Origin of the sequence: Clostridium bornimense, from assembly GCF_000577895.1 — a bacterium.
Lineage (GTDB): Bacteria > Bacillota > Clostridia > Clostridiales > Clostridiaceae > Clostridium_AN > Clostridium_AN bornimense.
In genome coordinates this window covers 2,713,821-2,735,762 of the sequence record NZ_HG917868.1, presented here as the reverse complement: position 1 = coordinate 2,735,762, position 21,942 = coordinate 2,713,821, and the positions used below count along the sequence as shown (strand labels likewise).

At 29.7% G+C, this 21,942-nt stretch carries 20 protein-coding genes and 5 tRNA genes; 23 read left to right on the top strand and 2 right to left on the bottom strand.

From position 1 onward, the window contains the following. From yabN to CM240_RS12370, 22 genes are all read left to right on the top strand, one after another. Entirely contained in the window at positions 1-1,452 is a 1,452-nt protein-coding gene (gene yabN, locus CM240_RS12475; RefSeq protein WP_044039444.1) for a bifunctional methyltransferase/pyrophosphohydrolase YabN, read from the top strand. 79 nt (positions 1,453-1,531) lie between these two features. After that, positions 1,532-1,807, top strand: a complete 276-nt coding sequence (locus tag CM240_RS12470; RefSeq protein WP_044039443.1) for an HU family DNA-binding protein — start codon at positions 1,532-1,534, stop codon at positions 1,805-1,807. An 81-nt stretch (positions 1,808-1,888) separates the two neighbouring features. Beyond that, positions 1,889-2,152: an RNA-binding S4 domain-containing protein gene (locus tag CM240_RS12465; protein ID WP_044039442.1), complete on the top strand. Its 264-nt coding sequence runs from the start codon at positions 1,889-1,891 to the stop codon at positions 2,150-2,152. A 48-nt stretch (positions 2,153-2,200) separates the two neighbouring features. After that, positions 2,201-2,491, top strand: a complete 291-nt coding sequence (gene yabP / locus CM240_RS12460; protein ID WP_044039441.1) for a sporulation protein YabP — start codon at positions 2,201-2,203, stop codon at positions 2,489-2,491. Beyond that, positions 2,488-2,877 carry a spore cortex biosynthesis protein YabQ gene (gene yabQ / locus CM240_RS12455; RefSeq protein ID WP_044039440.1) on the top strand — a complete coding sequence of 130 codons (390 nt, stop codon included), beginning with the start codon at positions 2,488-2,490 and terminating at the stop codon, positions 2,875-2,877. The genes yabP and yabQ overlap by 4 nt, the downstream gene beginning before the upstream one ends. 91 nt (positions 2,878-2,968) lie before the next feature. Beyond that, positions 2,969-3,220 (top strand): FtsB family cell division protein, encoded by a 252-nt coding sequence (locus CM240_RS12450; protein WP_162148690.1) that lies wholly within the window; start codon positions 2,969-2,971, stop codon positions 3,218-3,220. Positions 3,221-3,265: 45 nt separating this feature from the next. Then, positions 3,266-3,688 carry a S1 domain-containing RNA-binding protein gene (locus tag CM240_RS12445; protein WP_044039438.1) on the top strand — a complete coding sequence of 141 codons (423 nt, stop codon included), beginning with the start codon at positions 3,266-3,268 and terminating at the stop codon, positions 3,686-3,688. A gap of 216 nt (positions 3,689-3,904) precedes the next feature. Next, positions 3,905-3,993: transfer RNA gene (locus tag CM240_RS12440), tRNA-Leu, on the top strand. Between the two features lie 5 nt (positions 3,994-3,998). Beyond that, positions 3,999-4,074: transfer RNA gene (locus CM240_RS12435), tRNA-Met, on the top strand. 6 nt (positions 4,075-4,080) lie between these two features. After that, a tRNA-Met gene (locus tag CM240_RS12430) sits at positions 4,081-4,157 on the top strand. Positions 4,158-4,298: 141 nt separating this feature from the next. Then, positions 4,299-4,387 (top strand) — tRNA-Leu (locus tag CM240_RS12425). 294 nt (positions 4,388-4,681) lie between these two features. Next, on the top strand, positions 4,682-7,039 hold the full coding sequence (gene spoIIE / locus CM240_RS12420; protein ID WP_044039437.1) for a stage II sporulation protein E: 2,358 nt from the start codon (positions 4,682-4,684) through the stop codon (positions 7,037-7,039). 70 nt (positions 7,040-7,109) lie between these two features. Continuing rightward, a complete protein-coding gene (gene tilS / locus CM240_RS12415) occupies positions 7,110-8,507 on the top strand; it encodes a tRNA lysidine(34) synthetase TilS (protein WP_044039436.1) in 1,398 nt (465 codons plus the stop codon). Continuing rightward, positions 8,500-9,036, top strand: coding sequence for a hypoxanthine phosphoribosyltransferase (gene hpt, locus CM240_RS12410; RefSeq protein WP_044039434.1), 537 nt, complete (start codon positions 8,500-8,502; stop codon positions 9,034-9,036). The genes tilS and hpt overlap by 8 nt, the downstream gene beginning before the upstream one ends. Before the next feature lie 57 nt (positions 9,037-9,093). Continuing rightward, entirely contained in the window at positions 9,094-11,046 is a 1,953-nt protein-coding gene (gene ftsH, locus CM240_RS12405) for an ATP-dependent zinc metalloprotease FtsH (RefSeq protein ID WP_051483854.1), read from the top strand. A 595-nt stretch (positions 11,047-11,641) separates the two neighbouring features. Then, positions 11,642-13,312 (top strand): formate--tetrahydrofolate ligase, encoded by a 1,671-nt coding sequence (locus CM240_RS12400; RefSeq protein WP_044039432.1) that lies wholly within the window; start codon positions 11,642-11,644, stop codon positions 13,310-13,312. Positions 13,313-13,553: 241 nt separating this feature from the next. Continuing rightward, entirely contained in the window at positions 13,554-14,333 is a 780-nt protein-coding gene (locus CM240_RS12395; protein WP_044039431.1) for a type III pantothenate kinase, read from the top strand. A gap of 4 nt (positions 14,334-14,337) precedes the next feature. Then, a complete protein-coding gene (gene dusB, locus CM240_RS12390; RefSeq protein ID WP_044039430.1) occupies positions 14,338-15,303 on the top strand; it encodes a tRNA dihydrouridine synthase DusB in 966 nt (321 codons plus the stop codon). A 144-nt stretch (positions 15,304-15,447) separates the two neighbouring features. Further along, positions 15,448-15,924, top strand: coding sequence for a transcription elongation factor GreA (gene greA, locus CM240_RS12385; protein ID WP_044039429.1), 477 nt, complete (start codon positions 15,448-15,450; stop codon positions 15,922-15,924). A gap of 17 nt (positions 15,925-15,941) precedes the next feature. After that, positions 15,942-17,471 (top strand): lysine--tRNA ligase, encoded by a 1,530-nt coding sequence (gene lysS, locus CM240_RS12380; protein WP_044039428.1) that lies wholly within the window; start codon positions 15,942-15,944, stop codon positions 17,469-17,471. Positions 17,472-17,673: 202 nt separating this feature from the next. Continuing rightward, a complete protein-coding gene (locus tag CM240_RS12375) occupies positions 17,674-18,465 on the top strand; it encodes a M15 family metallopeptidase (RefSeq protein ID WP_044039427.1) in 792 nt (263 codons plus the stop codon). 5 nt (positions 18,466-18,470) lie between these two features. Then, positions 18,471-19,874, top strand: a complete 1,404-nt coding sequence (locus CM240_RS12370; protein WP_051483827.1) for a VanW family protein — start codon at positions 18,471-18,473, stop codon at positions 19,872-19,874. A 102-nt stretch (positions 19,875-19,976) separates the two neighbouring features. Here the strand turns inward: CM240_RS12370 and CM240_RS12365 are convergent, their stop codons facing one another. Together CM240_RS12365 and CM240_RS12360 are read right to left on the bottom strand one after the other, a co-directional pair. Next, positions 19,977-20,873 carry an IS3 family transposase gene (locus CM240_RS12365; protein WP_084485331.1) on the bottom strand — a complete coding sequence of 299 codons (897 nt, stop codon included), beginning with the start codon at positions 20,871-20,873 and terminating at the stop codon, positions 19,977-19,979. Further along, positions 20,867-21,547, bottom strand: coding sequence for a helix-turn-helix domain-containing protein (locus tag CM240_RS12360; protein ID WP_044035761.1), 681 nt, complete (start codon positions 21,545-21,547; stop codon positions 20,867-20,869). Before CM240_RS12360 ends, CM240_RS12365 begins: the two co-directional genes overlap by 7 nt. Positions 21,548-21,771: 224 nt before the next feature. Here CM240_RS12360 and CM240_RS12355 point away from each other — a divergent pair. Beyond that, positions 21,772-21,846 (top strand) — tRNA-Asn (locus CM240_RS12355). Positions 21,847-21,942: the final 96 nt, after the last annotated feature.

Here is a 21,942-nt window from a genome sequence, read left to right as displayed (position 1 = left end):
ATGATTAATATTATTGGATTAGGGCCTGGGTCAAAAGATTCTTTAACCATTGGAACTATAGAGGTCTTAAAAAGTAATAAACCTATATTTCTTAGAACAGAAATTCATCCTACAATAAAATATTTAAAAGATATGGGAATAAATTTTGAAACCTATGATTATTGTTATGATGAGTATGATTCTTTTGATGAAGTATATCTTAACATTGCTAAGGATTTAATAGAAAAGCATAGAGAGTTAGGAGACTTAGTTTATGGAGTGCCAGGTCATCCATTAGTAGCAGAAAAATCAGTATCATTATTAGTTGAGATGTGCAAAAAGGAAGGAATTCAATATAAAATACATACAGCAGTCTCCTTCGTTGATGTTATGATGGAAACATTGAATATAGATCCTGTTGGAGGATTAAAGATAGTAGATGCTTTTGATATGGATAATCAAATTATAGACACAAGGGTGGGAACTATAATAACGCAAGTTTATGATAATATGATAGCATCAGAAGTAAAATTTAATTTATCAAAATTTTATGATGATGAAAAAGAAATCATTTTTGTAAGAGCTGCAGGAGTTGAAGATATAGAATCAATTAGAAAAATTCCTTTATATCAATTAGATTGGCAAGAGGATATTGATTATCTTACTTCTATATATATACCTAAAGATGAGGCGGGACAATACTTTGATTTCTATCACTTAACAAGTATATTAGAAACTTTAAGAGGGGAAAATGGTTGCCCTTGGGATAGAGAACAAACACATGAATCTATTAAGAATGGACTTGTTGAGGAGTGTTATGAGGTAATTGAAGCTATTAATAATAAAGATGATGATAATTTAGTAGAGGAATTAGGAGATGTATTATTGCATGTAGTTTTTCACGGAACAATAGGTAAAGAAGAAGGATATTTTTCAGAGCATGATATAATTCGAGGAATCTGTGAAAAAATGATTTATAGGCATCCTCATGTATTTAAAAATGAAGTAAATACTACATCAGAGAAAGTTGTTGAAGATTGGGAAGTACTTAAAAAGAAAGAAAAAGGATATACTTCAATAACGGATTCAATGAATAATATTGCTAAAAGCTTGCCATCTACGATAAGAGCAGCTAAGGTACAAAAGAAAGCAGCAAAGGTTGGATTTGACTGGGATAGTATAGAACCTGCATTTGATAAAGTAATTGAAGAATTAAATGAGATAAAAGAAGTATATAAAAATGCAGAAGTGTCAAGAATATTAGAGGAAGTTGGAGATTTATTGTTTTCTGCAATAAATGTAGCAAGATTTCTAAATATAGATGGGGAAGAAGCTTTAAATACTACTATAAGTAAATTTATAGAGAGATTCTCTTATATAGAGAAATATGCTATTGATAATGGAGTAGAACTTTCAAATATGACGCTTGCAGAAATGGACGAATTGTGGAATGAATCAAAAAAAAATCAATAAAATTTAATTAAAAAGAGGAAATTAAATATTTTTGAAGAATATTAATTTTATATGCTTTAAGTACAAGGAGGTTACAAAAGTGAATAAATCAGAATTAATTTCAAGTATGGCAGAAAAAGCTAATGTATCTAAGAAGGATGCTGAAGCTGTTTTAAAGGCATTTATGGATTCAATCGGTGAAGCTTTAGAAAATGGAGATAAAGTTCAATTAGTTGGATTTGGTACTTTTGAAGCTAAAAGAAGAGAAGCTAGAAAAGGAAGAAATCCTCAAACAAAGGAAGAAATCACTATTCCAGCTTCAACTGTTCCAGCATTCAAAGCTGGTAAAGAATTAAAAGAGAGAGTAAACAAGTAATTTAACTTGTGAATAGAAAGCCTAGGTATCTAGGCTTTTTATTTATATATATTAGAGTAAATATAGGCAATGGAGGAATTTATGAGATTAGATAAATATTTAAAAGTTTCGAGAATAATAAAAAGAAGAACAGTAGCAAAGGAAGCTTGTGATAGTGGAAGAGTTTCTATAAATGATAAAGTAGCTAAAGCAAGTACTGATGTAAAAGAAAATGATATTATAACGATACAATTCGGTAATAGAGAATTAAAAGCTAGAATAATTAATATAGCTTCACATGTTAAGAAAGATGATGCAAAAGAGATGTATGAGATATTAATGGGTGAAGAAGATAAAGAAGAGTAATAAAGTTAGATGATCCCTCATATTTATATATAAGTAGGGGGGATTGAGATGGATGTAAAGAAGGATGTAGTATTAAGTAGTAACAAACCATCAAATTTGACTATAGAAAATAGAGCAAATCTTTCTGTAACAGGAGTTGTAGAGGTTATTAGATTTAATGAAGATGAAATAAACTTAAATACCACAATGGGCAAACTAACAATTAAAGGTAAAGATCTAAAAATGAATAAATTAGATGTTGAAAATGGAGATGTTATAATATCAGGAACTATAGATTCTTGCATATACTCATCATCGAAAAGAGAAAAAGAAAGTATAATAGAGAGGCTATTTAGATGATAATATCTAATGTATCTCAAGCGTATATTGTGGCTATGACCTTTATTTCAGGAATTTTTGCAGGAATATTTTTTGATATATATAGAGTTATAAGAGGAATAAAAGTTCCTAACAAAATTATGACATTTATAAGTGATGTTCTTTTTTGGATTCTTGCTGGTTTTATAGTATATATATTTCTACATATTGTAGGAGCGCCATTTGTATCTGTTTATGCATATTTATGTATAGTATTAGGATTCGGATTATATTATAAAATGATAAGTAAGCATTTTACAAGAATTTTATCAATTTTGGTAAATGGTATAATAAAGTCGTTGAGAATAATATTCAACTATATAATTTATCCTTTTCAATTAATAATAAAAGGAAAAAATAAAAATTAACTTGAATATATTTAAAAAAAACTTTAAAATATAAATATGTATAAAAGGTTAATTTAGGGGTTGAATAGAAAGAATGAAGAGAAGGCTGAACTTGAAGAACCTTGTGATTACGATGGTGTTAATAAGTGTAGTATATACTCTTGTTAATCAACAAATTACTATGCATAGGATAAAGAATAATATTAGTGATGCTAAGGCTGAGGTAGAGAAGCTAAATAAAGAGAATTCTAAGTTGGAAGAAGACTTAGAAATGAGCCAAAGTGATGCTTATATTGAAACTATAGCTAGAGAAAAAGGTAATTTAGTAAAGAAAGATGAAATTCCGGTAATAGAGAAAAAATAACAATAAAAATTAATATATTTATAATCTAAGGAGGATTTTTTTTACATGTCTTTAAAAGCAGGTACTATAACAGACGGGGTGGTAGTTAACATCACTAAATTTGGAGCCTTTGTTGAGGTTGATGGAAAAACAGGATTAGTACATATATCCGAAGTTGCTGATAATTATGTTAAGGATATAAGAGAACATTTAAAGGAACAAGATAAAGTAAAAGTAAAGGTGCTTTCAGTAGATGATAATGGTAAGATAAGCTTGTCAATAAAACAAGCAAGTACACCAAAAAAATCTTCAAGACCAGTAGAGATAGATTGGAAAAAGAATAACAAAAACGCTGGCAAAAACAATGGTGGGGATTTTGAGGACATTTTATCTAAGTTTCTAAAAGAAAGTGAAGAAAGATTTCAAGATTTAAAAAAACATCAAGACTTCAAAGGTAGAGGAAACAAAAAAAATTCTCTAACAAGATAGTGAAATGATCAGGAGCTAATAAGCTCCTTTTTATTTTGATAAAAAAGGGTTACTAGGCTTTAAAAAGTTTATGTGAATAGATGATGAGAGTTAACAGTTTATCGCACTGTTTCAATATATTGTATAGATACAAATAAATTATAAATAAAAATAAAAAAACTTGTTGACAGCTTTTAAAATGTCATATATAATTTAACTTGTCGCTAAACGACGTATGCCGAAGTGGCGGAACTGGCAGACGCACAGGACTTAAAATCCTGCGATGCTAACACATCGTACCGGTTCGATTCCGGTCTTCGGCACCAAATAACGCGGGGTGGAGCAGTTGGCAGCTCGTCGGGCTCATAACCCGAAGGTCGCAGGTTCAAGTCCTGCCTCCGCAACCAAAATGTGGCGGAATAGCTCAGCTGGCTAGAGCATTCGGTTCATACCCGAAGTGTCGTAGGTTCAAGTCCTATTTCCGCTACCATTACTATAAAACTATTGCAAAAGAAAATAGTTTGTGGTAAAATATCAAATGTTCGAAAGAACAGCTATACTAAAGTAACACAGTAATGTGAAGCTTACAGTAGAATAAAAGATATTCGCTAGAAGCGAGTAGAACAAGTATGCCGAAGTGGCGGAACTGGCAGACGCACAGGACTTAAAATCCTGCGATGCTAACACATCGTACCGGTTCGATTCCGGTCTTCGGCACCAAAAGAACTCAAGTTTATTTCTTGAGTTCTTTTTTTATTATCTCTGTTTATATTCATATGTTAAATAAAATATTACTAAAATCATGTTACGTTTTTAGATATATAGACTAGTAATATATATCTAATTGACAAATGATCTACTTCGAAACTAATAAATATTGTCGAAGAATATTATTAGTGCTAAAAATCTATTAGAAGATGTCAAAAAGTTTTAAATCCCCAGCAAGATAAATTTACAAAAAATGGAAAATGAAACTGATATACTTTATTCACAATGGAGATAGGGGATGAAGATATGCAGATTGATTTTAGTTATAATGGGGAGAAAAGAAAAGAAGAGTATATTAGAAAAGTTATATCATTGCTGATTTCAGCAATATCAATTTTTTTTGTAAGTAGAGTAACGCTTATAAGAGAGGTAGCGCCATTTGGAGTTGCTTTATTATTAATTTTAGTACAACATTTAAAAAAAAGTGAAGTAGTTGTTGTATCAATAATGTCTATATTAGGATATGCAACTGTAGGAGATAAGGTAGGACCTATAATTTTATATATAACTTATGTTATAACGATAGGTATAATTTCTCTCATTTTAAGTAAGAGAAAAATGCAGTTACAGATATGTGTTCAATATATGGCTATTTTCTTTATAAGTTATGCATATAAAATTATATTTAGTAATGCTAATTATGGAATGGGATTATTTTTAACGTTTATAGAAATGATAGCTATAATACCGATATACTATATATTTAAATTTTCAATTTCGTCTATGTCATCTATAAGAACAAACTATCTTTTCAATAGTGAAGAAATAGCTTCAATGGCTTTACTGATATCAGTAATAGTTGCTGGATTTTGGGGGATTGATATTTTAGGAGTACATATCGCTAATGTTTTAGGTATAATAATAATAATAATGGCATCTTTAGTTTTTGGCAATGGAATGGGAATAATTTTTTCTATAGCCATAGGAGTAATGATTGGGATAAATAGTGAAGGATTAATGATTATTGTTGGAACCTATGCATTAGTATCAATGACTATTGAAATAATACGAGAGAGCGGAAAAATGTTAGCAATAGTTGGAGGAATCATTGCTTTTATCATAATATATATATCTGGAAATACATCAAGTTATATAGGTATATGGGATGGAGCTATAGCTTTTCTTATAGCTTTCGCAATTCCTCAGAATGTATATAATTTTTTAGAGAGAGAATTTAATTTTGAAGTTAAAAGGGAAAGAGCTTATGAAAGTTATGGAGATAAAATAAAAAAAGCTGTAAATCAAAGGATGAGTACATATTCCAATGTTCTTGAAGACATATCTAACATATTAAAACAATTAACGATAAGTGCAGAAAAGAATTATAAAGATATGGGTGAAGAATCTGTATATAATCTAGTGGAAAAGGTCTGTAGTAGATGTAGCATGAAAAATCAATGTTGGGAAAAAGAGACATACTATACCTATGCTGCATTTGAAGAACTTATTGATAATATATTATACAATAATGAAGATATACCTGAAGAATTAAATAGAAAATGTATAAATAGAACAATGATAAAAAAAATATCTTCTGAATTAAAAACTTCGATTATGATTAGAGATATATATCAAAAAAAACAGATAGAGGGCAGAGAAATTTTATCTAATAATATTTCTCATATGGCTAATTCTATAGAAGAGATAATTAATGAATTTCAAAATGATATATCTTTCGATGTGAGAGAAGAAAGAAATATAGCATATGCTTTTAATAAATCAGGAATAGATTATAAAGATCTGAGCTGTATAAATACTAAAGAAGGAAGACTTGTTGTTAATGTTAAACTTAATTATTGTAGAGGAACAGATTTTTGTGTAAGGAATATAATACCTATAATTAGCAGAGCGGTAAAGAGAGAGATGTGTGTTGGAAATGAAAATTGTTGTATAGATAGAAATAAAAACTTATGTACAGTTTCATTTGAAGAAAGACCACAATTTTATGTATCATCTTGTATAAAGGTAATTCCTAAAGAAGGAGAAGTTGATAGTGGGGATAATAGTTATTTTGGAAAAGGGAGAAATGGAGAGTATAACATATTTTTAAGTGATGGAATGGGATCTGGCAAGGTGGCAGATCAAGATAGTTCTATAGTGATAGATTTGGTAAAAAAACTTACTGAGTCAGGATTATCAATGGATACAGTTATTGATACATTGAATTCGATAATGTCATTGAAATTTAACGAGGAAGAAAAATTTGCAACATTAGATATTGCAAATATAGATTTATATAGAGGGGAATTAGAACTTATCAAAGTAGGAGCTGCTGCTACTTTTATAAAAAGAGGTGAGGAAGTAAAAGTTATAAATAATACAACTCTACCTATAGGAGTTTTAGATAAACCTGATGTCCAAATAAATAATATATCATTAGATAATGGAGATATAATAGTAATGTTATCTGATGGTGTTATAGATTGTCAAAAAGGTGATGAAGGGGATTATAGTTGGTTAGAAGAATATTTAAAGACTTGTAAAACTAATAGTCAAGAATTAATAAGAGATGGAATAATTAAAGAAGCTATGAAGCTATCAAAGGGACATATTAAAGATGACATGACACTAATAGTGTCTAAAACGTTTAAAGTTATGGATTAGCTTGGTTGACAGTACAAAACCATTATGTAATTATATTAATATACACTATGATTAGGAGTATTAAAGTAGTATGAAGTTTTTATTACATAAAGTTAAAGAAACTATAAGAAAATACAATATGATAGAAAAAGGAGATAGAATCCTTGTAGCGGTATCTGGAGGTCCAGATTCAGTGACGTTGTTACATGTATTGAATATGCTAAAAGATGAGTTAAGTATTTCTTTAGTAATAGCACATGTAAATCATATGTTAAGGAATGAAGAATCTGATGGTGATGAAGAGTATGTAAAGAGTTTGGGAGATAAGCTAAAAATTCCTGTAAAGACATGTAGAGTAGATGCCGATAAATACGCCAGGGAGAAAGGTGTATCTACAGAAGTTGCAGGAAGAGAAATAAGATATGATTTTTTTAGAGAAATTTCTGTAAAAGAAAATTGCAATAAAGTAGCTGTAGCTCATAATGCAAATGATCAAGTAGAAACTTTTATGATGAGATTGTTTAGAGGAAGTGGAATCTATGGCTTAAGAGGGATAGATGCTGTTAGAGATAATATTATAAGACCACTTATAGATATAGATAGAGGATCTATTGAGAGATTTTGTGAAGAAATGAACATAGAGACGAGATTAGATGCAACTAATTTAGAGAATATATATAGTAGGAATAAGATACGATTAGATGTGTTGCCGTACATATCGGAAAATTTTAATAAGGATATAGTAAATACTATCATGAGAACAATAGATAGTTTTACAATAGATAATGATTATTTAGAAGAACAAAGCTATATATCATATAAGAAGTATACAAAAAATCTTGGAGAAAAAATAATAATTGATAAAGAGGCATTTTTACTTCATAAAGCTATTTTATCCAGACTAGTTAGAAATGTTATGAAGGAGTTATTAGGTAATATAAAGGAAATAGAAAAAAAGCATATTGATGAAATAATATTAATTCAAAGTGGTGAAACGGGAAAAGAATTAATTTTGCCAAGAAAAATTAAGGTTATTAACAATTATGGTGATATAGTTATACAGTTATATAATGAAGCCGATGAATTTATTAATTTTGAGAAAGATATAAATTTAAGTGGTAGTACTTATATAGAGGAGTTAGATATAACAGTAGATTGTGAAGTCACTGATAAGAAAAATATAAATAAATTTTCAAATAATTATTTAATAAAATACTTTGATTATGATAAAATTAAAAAGGTGACAATTAGAAATAGAAGAGATGGGGATTTTTTTACGCCTTTAGGAATGAAGGGAAGAAAAAAGTTAAAGGACTTATTTATAAATGAAAAAATAGATAAGAGTAAGAGAAACAAGATACCATTAATATTATTTAACAATGAAATAGCTTGGATAGTAGGGTTAAGAATTAGTGAGAAATTTAAAATAACAGAAGAAACAAAACGTATATTAATTATACAAGTTAAGAGAGGTAATTGCAGTGAATAATGATGTAAAAGAAATTTTAATAAGCGAAGATAGCATAAAAGAAAAGGTAAAAGAACTTGGGCAAAGAATATCGAAGGATTATGAAGGTGAATCGGTGTTCTTAATAGGAATCTTAAAAGGATCAGTTCCTTTCATGGCAGATCTTATGAGAGAAATAACAATACCGGTTACAATGGACTTTATGGCTGTATCCAGTTATGGAAATGGAACGTCTAGCACTGGAGTTGTAAGAATTCTCAAAGATTTAGATTTTGAAATCAAGGATAAAAATATAATAATAGTAGAAGATATTATTGATAGTGGAATTACTCTTAGTTATTTAGTTGATTATTTAAAAAATAGAGGTCCTAAAAATATTGAAATTGCAGCACTGTTAACAAAGCCAGAAAGAAATAAGGTTAAGGTTGATGCAAAATACATAGGATATGAAGTACCAGATAAATTTGTTGTAGGATATGGTTTAGATTATGCTGAAAAATATAGAAATTTACCTTATATAGGAGTTTTAAAAGAAGAAATTTACAAATAGTTAAAAAAACTTAATTGTAACGAATATGCTACTATGTTAAAATTTAATATAACTATAATGAGAGGGGGGCCTTACGTGAAAAAATCTACTTATGGATTAACGGCCTGGTTATTTTTAATCATTGCTGTTGTTATTACATCAATGATGTTATTTCAAAATTCAAAAGCTTTAACATCAATAACAGCAGACAAATTTGAAACAATGTGGAAAAACAATCAAATTAAAAGTATAGAAGTAAACTCTGATGGAAGAATTTCCACTGTAGAGATTGTAGCAAATGATAATAATAGATACAGTACATCAATAGCTAGTACAAGATTAGATGATTTTCTTAAAGATAATGCTAATGATACAGTAACACAAAAATATAAAGAGCCTACTACGATACCAGTATGGGTACAGTTTTTACCGACAGGTATATTAATAATATTTACTGTAATGATGATGGTTATGTTTATGAATCAGTCTCAAGGTGGCGGTGGTAGAGGTGTCATGAGCTTTGGAAAAAGTAAGGCACAAAAAGCTACTAACGACAAGAAGGTCACATTTAAAGATGTAGCAGGTGAAGATGAAGAAAAAGCTGAATTAGAAGAAGTTGTAGACTTCTTAAAATATCCTAAAAAGTATAGGGATATGGGGGCAAGAATTCCAAAAGGAGTACTTTTAGTTGGACCTCCAGGTACAGGTAAAACATTGTTAGCAAAAGCTGTAGCAGGAGAAGCCGGCGTAGCATTTTTCTCAATATCAGGATCTGATTTTGTCGAAATGTTTGTTGGTGTTGGTGCATCTAGAGTTAGAGACTTATTTGAAACTGCTAAGAAGAATTCACCATGTATAATTTTCATAGATGAGATAGATGCAGTTGCGAGACAAAGAGGTGCTGGACTTGGTGGCGGTCATGATGAAAGAGAGCAAACATTAAATCAATTATTAGTTGAAATGGATGGTTTTGGAATTCATGAAGATATAATTGTTATCGCTGCTACAAATAGACCTGATATCTTAGATAAAGCTATTTTGAGACCAGGTAGATTTGATAGACAAATTCTAGTTGGTGCACCTGATGCTAAAGGAAGAGAAGAAATATTAAAGGTGCATTCTAAGAATAAGCCTTTAGCAGAAGATGTTAACTTAAAAACTTTAGCAAAGAGAACTCCAGGTTTTACAGGAGCAGATCTTGAAAATCTTATGAATGAGGCATCAATTCTTTCAGTTAGAGCTAGAAAATCTACAATAACTATGGAAGAATTAGAAGAAGCAATTACTAGAGTTATTGCAGGGCCTGAAAAGAAATCTAGGGTTATAAGTGAAAAGGATAGAAAACTTACTGCATATCATGAGGCAGGTCATGCTATTGTAATGAGAAATTTACCAAACGCTGACCCTGTACATCAAATAAGTATAATTCCAAGAGGTTCTGCTGGAGGGTATACTATGCATCTTCCAGAAGAAGATAGAAGTTACATGTCTAAAGAAGGCTTAAAAGATGAAATGGTTTCTTTACTTGGTGGTAGAGTTGCAGAAAAATTAATCTTAGGAGATATATCTACTGGAGCTAGTAATGATATAGAAAGAGCTACTAATATCGCTAGATCAATGGTTATGAAATATGGTATGAGTGATAAGCTTGGAACTATAGCTTTTGGAGATGAGCAAGGTGAAGTATTCTTAGGAAGAGATTTTGGAAGAAGCAAGAATTATTCTGAAGAAGTTGCAGCTGAAATAGACGAAGAAATTAAGATGTTTATTACAGAAGCTTATAATAGATCAGAAACAATTCTGATAGAAAATATGGATAAACTTCATTTAGTAGCAAAAGCACTTTTAGAGAAAGAAAAATTAGAAGCAGATGAATTTGAATCATTAATTTCAACTGGTAAGTATCCAGATGGATCTTCAGTAGAAGAGATATCAGAGAAAAAGAAAGAATCTGAAGATATAAGTACTGAAGTTAAAGAAGAAAATGACAAAGAAATGACTTTAGAAGACTTTGAAAAGAAAGATTTATAATAAAAGAGGCTGTCGCAATAACAAATGAAAATTTGTAGGCGAAAGCCTCTTTTTTTAATTCACAATATAGGTTAATTTTCCCTGTGGGGAAAATATTATAAGTCCTGAGGACAAGCAAAGTGTTGTTATATTTACTATAAGTGAGGAAATTTTATTTGAGCTATATGAAAATGCAACTTTTGTTATGGGGATATATAGGTGTTTAGTCAATATATGAAGCTATTACACTTAAGTGTTGTTTTGTACTTATTATAAATTTAAAAATTTTAGTCTAAGCTACAGAAGGTACGACATTCATTAGCCCCCGTAATAGTTTTGTATCAATTACAACTAACTTGAGAAAACTAATCCATTTTATAACACAAAGTTAAACATTCAAATTTTAAGAAATTTCGCAGGAATTTCATCCATAATTGTGCTTTGTGAATTAGTTGAAAATTCATTATTTCTTAACTAACATTAATAAAAGTAAAGACATATATTGATAAAATTAATGTAAATTATATAAATTTTAATATTATATGATATAATGTTTTTGTTAATTAACTGAAAAAAGGTTACTATAAAATAACTTTAATTATAAGGGGTGTAAAAGATGAAAAGTGACATAGTTATAGCACAAGAGGCTAAGATGGAACCTATCATGAATATCGCAAAAAAATTGGGGGTAGAAGAAGATGATGTGGATTTATATGGAAAATATAAATGTAAATTATCTTTGGATATATTAAAAAAGAATAAAGATAAAAAACAAGGTAAACTAATCTTAGTAACAGCAATAAATCCTACTCCAGCAGGTGAAGGAAAATCAACAGTAACAGTTGGTTTAGGACAAGCATTATGTAAATTAAATAAAAAAGCAGTTATTGCATTAAGAGAACCTTCTTTAGGACCAGTATTTGGTATTAAAGGTGGAGCTGCTGGTGGTGGATATGCTCAAGTAGTTCCAATGGAAGATATAAATTTACATTTTACTGGAGATATGCATGCTATAACTAGTACAAATAATCTTTTAGCAGCAGCAATAGATAATCACATACATCAAGGAAATTCATTAGGAATTGATCCTAAGAGAATAATATTCAAAAGAGTTATGGATATGAATGATAGATCACTTAGAGAGATAGTTATAGGCTTAGGAAGCAAAGTAAATGGGGTAATGAGACAGGATGGATTTATGATTACTGTTGCATCAGAAATTATGGCAATACTTTGTTTATCTAATAGTTTAAGTGAATTAAAAGAAAAGATGGGTAACATAGTAATTGGATATAATTATTCTGGAGAACCAGTGTATTGTAGAGAATTAGGTGTTCAAGGAGCAATGGCGTTACTTATGAAAGATGCCGTTAAGCCTAATTTAGTGCAAACTTTAGAAAATACTCCAGCTATTATACATGGAGGACCATTTGCCAATATAGCACATGGATGTAATTCCATTATTGCTACTAAAATGGCATTAGCTCTTGGAGATTATGCTGTTACAGAAGCAGGGTTTGGTGCAGATCTTGGTGCAGAGAAATTCTTAGACATTAAATGTAGATCTGGAAACTTAAAACCAAGCTGCGTAGTTATAGTCGCAACTATTAGAGCATTAAAACATCATGGTGGTGTTGCCAAAGATGCATTAGGTGAAGAAAATTTAGAAGCATTAGAAAAAGGAATGGAGAACTTAAGAGGACATGTTGAGAATGTCAGAAAATATGGACTACCTGCAGTAGTTGCAATAAATAGATTCTTAAGTGATACAGATGCAGAAGTAGAATTATTAAAGAATTATTGTGAAAAAATAGGTGTTGAAGTTTCACTTACTGATGTATGGGCAAAAGGTGGAGAAGGTGGAATAGACTTAGCAGAAAAAGTTATTAAAGAAATAGATAATAATAAAGAAGAATTCCATTATCTATATGATGAGAATCTTTCTATTGAAGAGAAGATGAACATAATTTGTAAAGAGATATATGGTGGTAGTAAAGTTAACTTTACTGCAGATGCAATGAAAGCAATAAGAGAGTTAGAAAAATTCGGACTTGATAAAATGCCAATATGTGTAGCTAAAACACAATATTCTTTTTCAGATAATCCATCATTATTAGGAAGACCTGAAAACTTTGAAATTACAGTGAAAGAAGTAAGAGTATCTAATGGAGCTGGATTTATAGTTGTATTAACAGGTAATATAATGACAATGCCTGGATTGCCTAAAAAACCAGCAGCTAACATAATGGATATTGATGAAGACGGAAAGATTGTTGGATTATTTTAAAAAATTTTAACTTTTTGTTATTAATTATAAACAATGAGACTGTAGTACAAAAGTTAATTTAATTTATTGTGCAACAGTCCCATTAATATTATTTGTGCATATATTGCCTAGGAAATAAATATAAGTAAAATAATAAATGAAATGTATAACTTGCGTTTATGATATTTCATTTGATAAAATGGATATACTATTTTAATAAATGAAAGTTATTTCGATTTATTATAGTTTGAAGGAGAAGGGTATGATATTTGTATTAGACGTTGGGAATACAAATATTGTATTAGGAATATATAGAGATAAAGAGTTAATTAATGAATGGAGATTATCAACTGATGATCAGAGAAGTGCAGATGAATATGGGATTCAAGTTATGCATCTTTTTGAACATAGTGGAATTTCTATAGAAGAGATAGAAGGTGTTATAATCTCATCTGTAGTTCCTAATATAATGTATTCGTTGGAGAACATGATAAAGAAATATTTAAAAAAAGACCCTATAGTAGTAGGACCGGGAATAAAGACAGGGATAAATATAAAGTATGATAATCCTAAAGAAGTTGGTGCAGATAGAATTGTAAATGCTGTGGCAGCTCATGAAATTTACAAGAGATCGATAATAATCATAGATTTTGGAACAGCAACTACTTTTTGTGCTGTTAAAAAGAATGGGGATTATTTAGGCGGAGCTATAGCACCAGGAATTAAGATAAGTGCTAATGCACTTACTGCGAGAGCTGCAAAATTACCAAGGATAGAACTTATAAAACCCAATAATATTATCGGTAAAAATACAACATCTGCTATGCAATGTGGTATTATTTATGGATATATAGGTCAAGTGGAATATATTGTTGATTTAATGAAGGCTGAGCTTACTAAATTAGGGGAAGAAGAACCTTTTGTAGTTGCTACAGGCGGATTAGCGACATTGATAAGTCAAGAAACAAAAAATGTAGATGAAGTAAACAGATTTCTTACATTAGAGGGATTAAGAATAATATACGAAAAGAATAGAGGTTAATTATATGAAAATAGGAAATCTTACTTTTGAAAATAAGGTTTTCTTAGCACCAATGGCAGGTGTTACAGATTCTGCTTTTAGGAGGATTTGTGTAGAACAAGGATGTGGTATGGTTACCACAGAATTAATTAGTGCAAAAGGACTATATTATGGGTCAGAAAATACAGAAGCGCTTTTAAAGTTAACAAATGAAGAGAAACCAGCAGCAGTACAAATTTTTGGAAGAGATTCATATATAATGGCAAAAGCAGCTGAAAGATTTGATAGTGATGATAGATTTTTTGCTATAGATATTAATATGGGATGCCCAGCACCTAAAGTTGTAAAAAATGGAGAAGGTTCAGCATTATTAAAAGAGCCTGAGTTAGCAGCAGAAATAGTCAGAGAAGTAAGTAAAGCAACATCAAAACCTGTTACAGTGAAATATCGTATAGGATTTGATAGTAATAGTATAAATGCAGTTGAATTTGGTAAAGTTTTAGAGGAAGCCGGAGCTAAGTGCATAACTATCCATGGTAGAACTAGAGAACAAATGTATTCTGGAACTGCTAATTGGAATATTATAAAACAAGTAAAAGAGGCAGTTGATATACCTGTAGTTGGTAATGGAGATGTAAATAGTTTTGACAGTGCACTTAGATTATTTCAAGAGACTAACTGTGATGCAATAATGATAGGTAGAGGAGCACAAGGGAATCCTTTCATTTTTAGAGAAGTAGGAGATTACTTAAATGGGAGAGAAGTAAGGCGTCCTACAAATGAAGAAAAAATTGATACTGTAATAAAGCATCTTAAATTAGAGATAGAAGACTTTGGAGAATATAAAGCTGTTAGAGAAATGCGAAAGCATATTGCATGGTATTTGAAAGGCCTTAAAAACTCTATAGATATAAAAAATCAAATAAATGTATTAACTAGTGCTGACGAAGTAATAAAAGTATTAATGGAATATAAAAAGTCTATAATATAGATATAAAAAATTGACTAATAATTCCAAAAAAGAGTTCAGTATTGTTGACAATGAAATGATGCTAGTTTATAATAACGTAAATGGTTACAGGAACATATAATAATTAGAATATTAGTAGGGGAATATGAAAAGGGGAGTACTGAAATGAGCGCAGAAAAAAAATTTGTAATGACTTATAATGGAATAAGAAAATTAGAAGAGGAATTAAATTATTTAAAAACTACAAAAAGAAGTGAAATTAAAGAAAAAATTAAAGTAGCACTTTCTTTTGGAGATTTAAGTGAAAATTCTGAATATGATGAAGCGAAAAATGAGCAAGCTTTTGTGGAGGGTAAAATTGCACAATTAGAAGCAATGCTAAAAAAAGTTGAAGTAGTAGATGAAAGTGATATTAGTAAAGATGTAATATCTATTGGTTCAAGAGCAAAGATTAAAGACTTAGACTTTAATGAAATAGATTTATATACCATTGTTGGTTCAGCAGAAGCGGATCCATTGAACTTTAAGATTTCACATGAGTCACCGGTTGGGAAGGCTTTAATTGGTAAAAAAGTTGGTGAAAAAGTGACTGTAGATGTTCCAGATGGTCAATTATCTTTAGAGATAGTAGAAATTTTATAACTTGGAGGGATTTTTAAATGGCTGATGAAAAGCAAGTAGCTAATGAAGAGCTTAATGAAGAATTAGAAACTGAAAAATTGAATGGACTTTTATTAGAAAGAAGAAAAAAATTAGCTCAATTACAAGAAGAGGGTATGGATCCATTCGACCAATATAAAGTGGAAAGAACACATAATTCTCAACAAATAAGAGATAATTATGATGAATTAGAAAATACAACTGTAACAGTTGCTGGTAGATTAATGTCTAAAAGAGTTCAAGGTAAAGCTGGATTTTCTGACATCTATGATAGAGAGGGAAAACTTCAATTATATGTAAAGCTAGATAATGTAGGTGAAGAAGCACTTAAGAGATTCAAAACTTTAGATATAGGAGATTTCATTGCTGTAACAGGTGAAGTATTTAAAAGTAGAACAGGTGAAATTACTATTAAAGTTATGGAATTCACTGCACTTACAAAATCATTAAGACCGCTACCAGAAAAATTCCATGGATTAAAAGATACAGATTTAAGATATAGACAAAGATATGTAGATCTTATAATGAATCCAGAAGTAAAGGATACATTTATTAAGAGAACTGCAATAATAAAAGCTATGAGAGAGTTTTTAGATAATAGAGGATACCTTGAAGTTGAAACACCAATTCTTTCATCTATTGCTGGAGGTGCAGCTGCAAGACCATTTATTACACATCATAATACTTTAGATATTGATATGTACTTAAGAATTGCTACAGAATTACATCTTAAGAGATTAATAGTTGGTGGACTTGAAAAAGTTTATGAGATAGGAAGAAACTTTAGAAATGAAGGTATGTCAGTAAGACATAATCCTGAATTCACTATGATAGAGTTATATGAAGCGTACTCTGATTATAATGACATGATGGAATTAACAGAAAATATGGTAGCTTATATAACAGAAAAGGTTCATGGAACAACTAAGGTAGTTTATGAAGGCACAGAAATAGATTTTGCTCCACCTTGGAGAAGAATTACTATGGTAGATGCAGTTAAAGAATATGCTGGTGTTGATTTCAACACAATAAATAGTGACGAAGAAGCTCAAGCTATAGCTAAGGAAAAGCATTTAGAACTAAAGAAAGATTTAAAGAATTACACTAAGGGTGAAATCTTAAATGAATTATATGAAGCTTTTGCTGAAGAAAAAATGATTCAACCTACTTTTGTAATAGATTATCCAGTAGAAATTTCTCCTCTTACAAAGAAAAAGAGAGGAAATGAAATGTTTACTGAAAGATTTGAAGGCTTTGTTTATGGAAGAGAATTATGTAATGCATACTCTGAATTAAATGATCCTATAGTACAAAAGGAAAGATTCCTTCAACAATTAAGAGAAAGAGAAATGGGTGATGATGAAGCTTACATGATGGATGATGATTTCATAACAGCTTTAGAAATCGGTATGCCACCTACTGGAGGAATGGGAATGGGAATTGATAGATTAGTTATGTTCTTAACTAATTCATCATCTATAAAAGATGTAATTTTATTCCCTACTATGAAACCTACGAATACAAAGTAGAATATAATATAGTAAAAAAGTTGTAATAAGCCTAATAAGTTTGTTACAACTTTTTTATTTATGAGATTTTATAAAATTTATGAGGGATATTGTTGATTTACATACAAAATGTTATGATAGAGTAGAATATCATTTTAATGATGTGTATTTTTTATTATATTGAGAAGAATAAAAGATAAACTGTTTTGGAAAGGAAAAATTTATGAAAAAGCTGAAGGTAAAAAATAAAAAGAGATTTACAATCTTTTTAGCACTTATGTTATTAGCAGGATCTAGTACGGTTGTAGCTTTGGAGAAAAATAGTATTAGTAAACCTAGTACTTCTAGCAAAGAATTAAAGGAAAGTAGTGAAAAGGTAAATAGTAGTGATAAAACCAATAATAAAGATAATTCTAATAATGAAGATATAAAGAAACAGTTGTTAGATCAGTATAATTATAAAGATAGCAATAGTATTTTTGTATTAGTTAATAAAGAGAATAAATTAGAGGATGGATATATACCAACAGATTTAGTTGAGATTAATTATAATTTAGTAAATAAACCTATACAGATGAGAAGTGAAGCAGCAGAAGCGTTAAATAATATGATGGTAGAAGGTAAAGCTAATGGATTATCTTTATTGCTTTCATCTGGATATAGAAGCAGTGATAGTCAAGAAACTTTATATAGTGATGAGGTGGCTACTAGAGGTGAAGGAATTAATTATGTTGCTCCACCAGGGACATCTGAACATGAAACAGGATTAGCGATAGATATAACTAGTAATAAGATAGGATGTAAATTAGAAGATATATTTGATACTACTGAAGAAGGACAATGGCTTAGAGATAATGCACATAGATTTGGATTTATATTAAGATATCCTAAGGATAAAGAAGAAATCACAGGATATTTATATGAACCATGGCATTTTAGATATGTAGGTGTTGAGTTAGCAACTGAATTATATGAAAGAGGAATAACACTAGAAGAGTATTATGAAGGAGAATAGCATATATGGATAAGAAGGGATTTATAGATTTTGAGAAAATAAAAAATATATTTAATAAAAAGTTACTATGGATAGTAGCGCCTATAGCAACTGTTGCAATTATTGGAGCTTGTAGTGTTATTTTTGTAAATTCACAGGTTAATAAATGGGAGAATAAAATATATCCTAATGTTATTGTTGAAGGTGTAAATCTTGGTGGAAAAACAAAAGAAGAAGCTTTAAAGATTATGGAAGAAAATATTACAAAAGAATATAGTGGGAAGAAAATAATTGTTAAAGCAGAAGATAATGAATATGAGTTTGAAATAGATGTTAATGCTTTAGAAAAGAATTCACAAGATATAATCGAAAAAGCAGAACAATACGGAAAAGATAAAGGATTATTTTCGAAATATAAGATGATTAAGGAAAAAGAAGAAGTAAATTTTGATTTAGAATTTGCTCTTAATGATGAAGAAATTAATAGGATTGCAACAGAGGTTAAAGATAAAGTTAATACAGATCCTAAAGATGCAACTATAAAATTAAGTAATGGTAATTTCAATATTACTGATGATATTGTTGGAAAAGTTGTAAATGAGGAAAAAATTAAGGAAGATATTAAAGAAGCTTTCAAAAGTAAGGATGGAGATAGTTATTCTATTACTGCAGAAGTGGAAAATACTAATGCAAGAATTACAGCTGATGAATTAAGAAAGATTAATAAGAAAGTTAGTACATTTACAACAAAATTTGGAACAAGCGATGCTGGAAGAGTGACTAATGTTAGTTTAGCTGCAAAAACATTAAATGGTATAATGCTTATGCCTGGAGATGAATTTTCTTTTAATAATATTGTTGGAGATACTACTGCTGATAAAGGTTACCAACCTGCAACTGTAATTGTTGGAACTAAATTTGAAAAAGATTATGGCGGAGGTATATGCCAAGTATCTACTACTTTATATAATGCAGTAATGCAATTAAATATAAGAGCTACTGAGAGGCATCCTCATAATATGGCTGTTAGCTATGTTGATAAAAGTACAGATGCAGCGATAGCTTATGGATATCAGGATTATAAGTTTAAAAATACATTAAGTTATCCTATTTACATAGAAGGATATACTAATAATGGTACTTTAACATTTAATATTTATAGTAATGAAGGAGCGGTTACTTCAGGAGTTTCTTATAAGATGAGAGGTGAAATTACTGAAACTGTACAACCGTCTGTTACAAGAGAAAATGATGATACTTTAGAAATTGGTGAAGAGAAGGTAGAAAGTAATGGAACAGTAGGATATAAGTCTATAGGTTATTTAGATAAGATTGTTAATGGACAAGTCGTAAGTAGTGAAAAAATTAATACAGATTATTATAAACCTTCAGATACTATAATAAAGGTTGGAACTAAAGAAAAAGAGTAATTATTTGGGACTGTTGCATTTATGAACTGCTCCCTGTCAAGTAGACAGGTGAAATAATAAAAATATTTAATATAGCTAATCACTTTTGTGGTTAGCTATATTTTATGCTACAGATTTTAATAAATACTCCCTATATTCTAACGGAGTCATAGAGTTGAGACGTTTTTGATATCTACGATTATTGTAATAATCTATGTACTCTATAATTGCTGCTTCTAATTCTTCATATGAATTAAATTTCTTTAAATAATACATTTCTGATTTTAACATACCCCAAAATGCTTCCATTGGACCATTATCAATACAACGTGATACTCGTGACATACTTTGAATCATATTAGCTTCTTCAAGCTTTTTCTTAAATGTTTTTGAAGTATACTGAAAACCACGATCACTATGAAAAATAGGCGTAGCCTGCGGATACTCCCTACGGGCAATATCAAATGTTTGAAACACTAGATTATTATTATTTGAATGCCCAATTACAAAAGAGACAATACTCTTATCAGAAAGATCTAGAATTGCACTTAAATATGCTTTCTTTCCAATACCATACTTCATTTCCGTTACATCTGTGAGCCACTTTTCACCAAATTTATCTGCATAGAAATCTCTATTTAGAATATTATCAGCTACAGTTTCAGGTGTAGATTTTTTATAAGTTTTTCGTTTTCTACGACATACTGACTTTAGATTAAGAATACACATAAGCCTATAAATTCTCTTTGGATTTACATGAAAATCATTTTCACGATTTAATTTTATAGTCATTTGTCTATATCCTAATATTCCGTTTATTTCTTCATATGATTCTTGTATAAGTGATAATAACACCTCATTAAATTTTTCATTCATACTTACTTTGCGATTCGTCCATTTATAATATGCGGAGCGTGCAATACCGGCTATTTCACATAATTCTTTAATAGAAAAAGATTTTTGCTTATGCAACTCTTGTATTGCTAAATAGATAAATTCATTTTTTGTTTTACTTAAAATCGCCTCCTTTCTATTTCGTCTAACTTTTTTAAGAATTCTATCTCCATCTGTTGTCTACGATTTTCGGCTTCAAGTAATTTGTTTTTCGCTTTTAACTTTTCTATTTCAGACATTTCATCGGCAAGCTTTCGCTTTCCACGTTTATCTAATAGTGCTTCAATGCCATTGGTTTCATATTTCTTAATCCAACTATATATTTGTTGATATGATATTTGAAATTTTTCTGCTGTTTTAGCGTAATTTTTATCATTTTCTATATAATACTTTACAATCTCAATACGTTCATTATAAGTTGTAGTTCTACCTTTAGTCATAATTGCTGTCCCTCCAACTCCAGAAGATTTTAGTTTATTATGACTATTATATATTGAAATCCATCTTTGTAGTTGCGTTTTTGAACGTATTTTATATTTTGCACAAATTTCATCTTGAGAATATAAATTTGACAAATAAGCTTCTACTGCTTGTAATTTCAATTCTTTAGAATAGCCCTTATATCCTTCCATCGTAAAGGCTTCCGCGCCTATACTATTGTAGTTACGAATCCATTGACGAAAAGATTCTAAGGCAATCCCCAGCATAGATGAAAAATGACTCATACTATTTTTACTTTTTAGATATTCCTCAACATATTTAACTTTTTCTTCAGCACTAAAATTACGTTTTTTACACATAAAAAAATACTCCCTCTCATGATAGACATTTTAATTATTTTATGTGTCTACCATAAGGGGAGCATATCATTTAATGCTTCAGTCTTACTTTTTATAAAGGCAGTTAAGAGAGAAGAAGTAATAGTGAATAGTTATGTAGGAAATTCCTGTATCATAAAAACTTTAAAAAAGTTGTTGACATTCACAAATAATATTAATATAATATTATTTGTGAATGAGATTAATCCGTAGTAGCTCAATGGTGGAGCATTCGGCTGTTAACCGACAGGTTGGAGGTTCGAGCCCTCTCTACGGAGCCATAAAAAAGATTAGTATTAATACTAATCTTTTTATTATTTTAAATATATAATTGATAGTGTTGAAAAAGTTGTCACAAATTTATTTGTGGCAGCTTT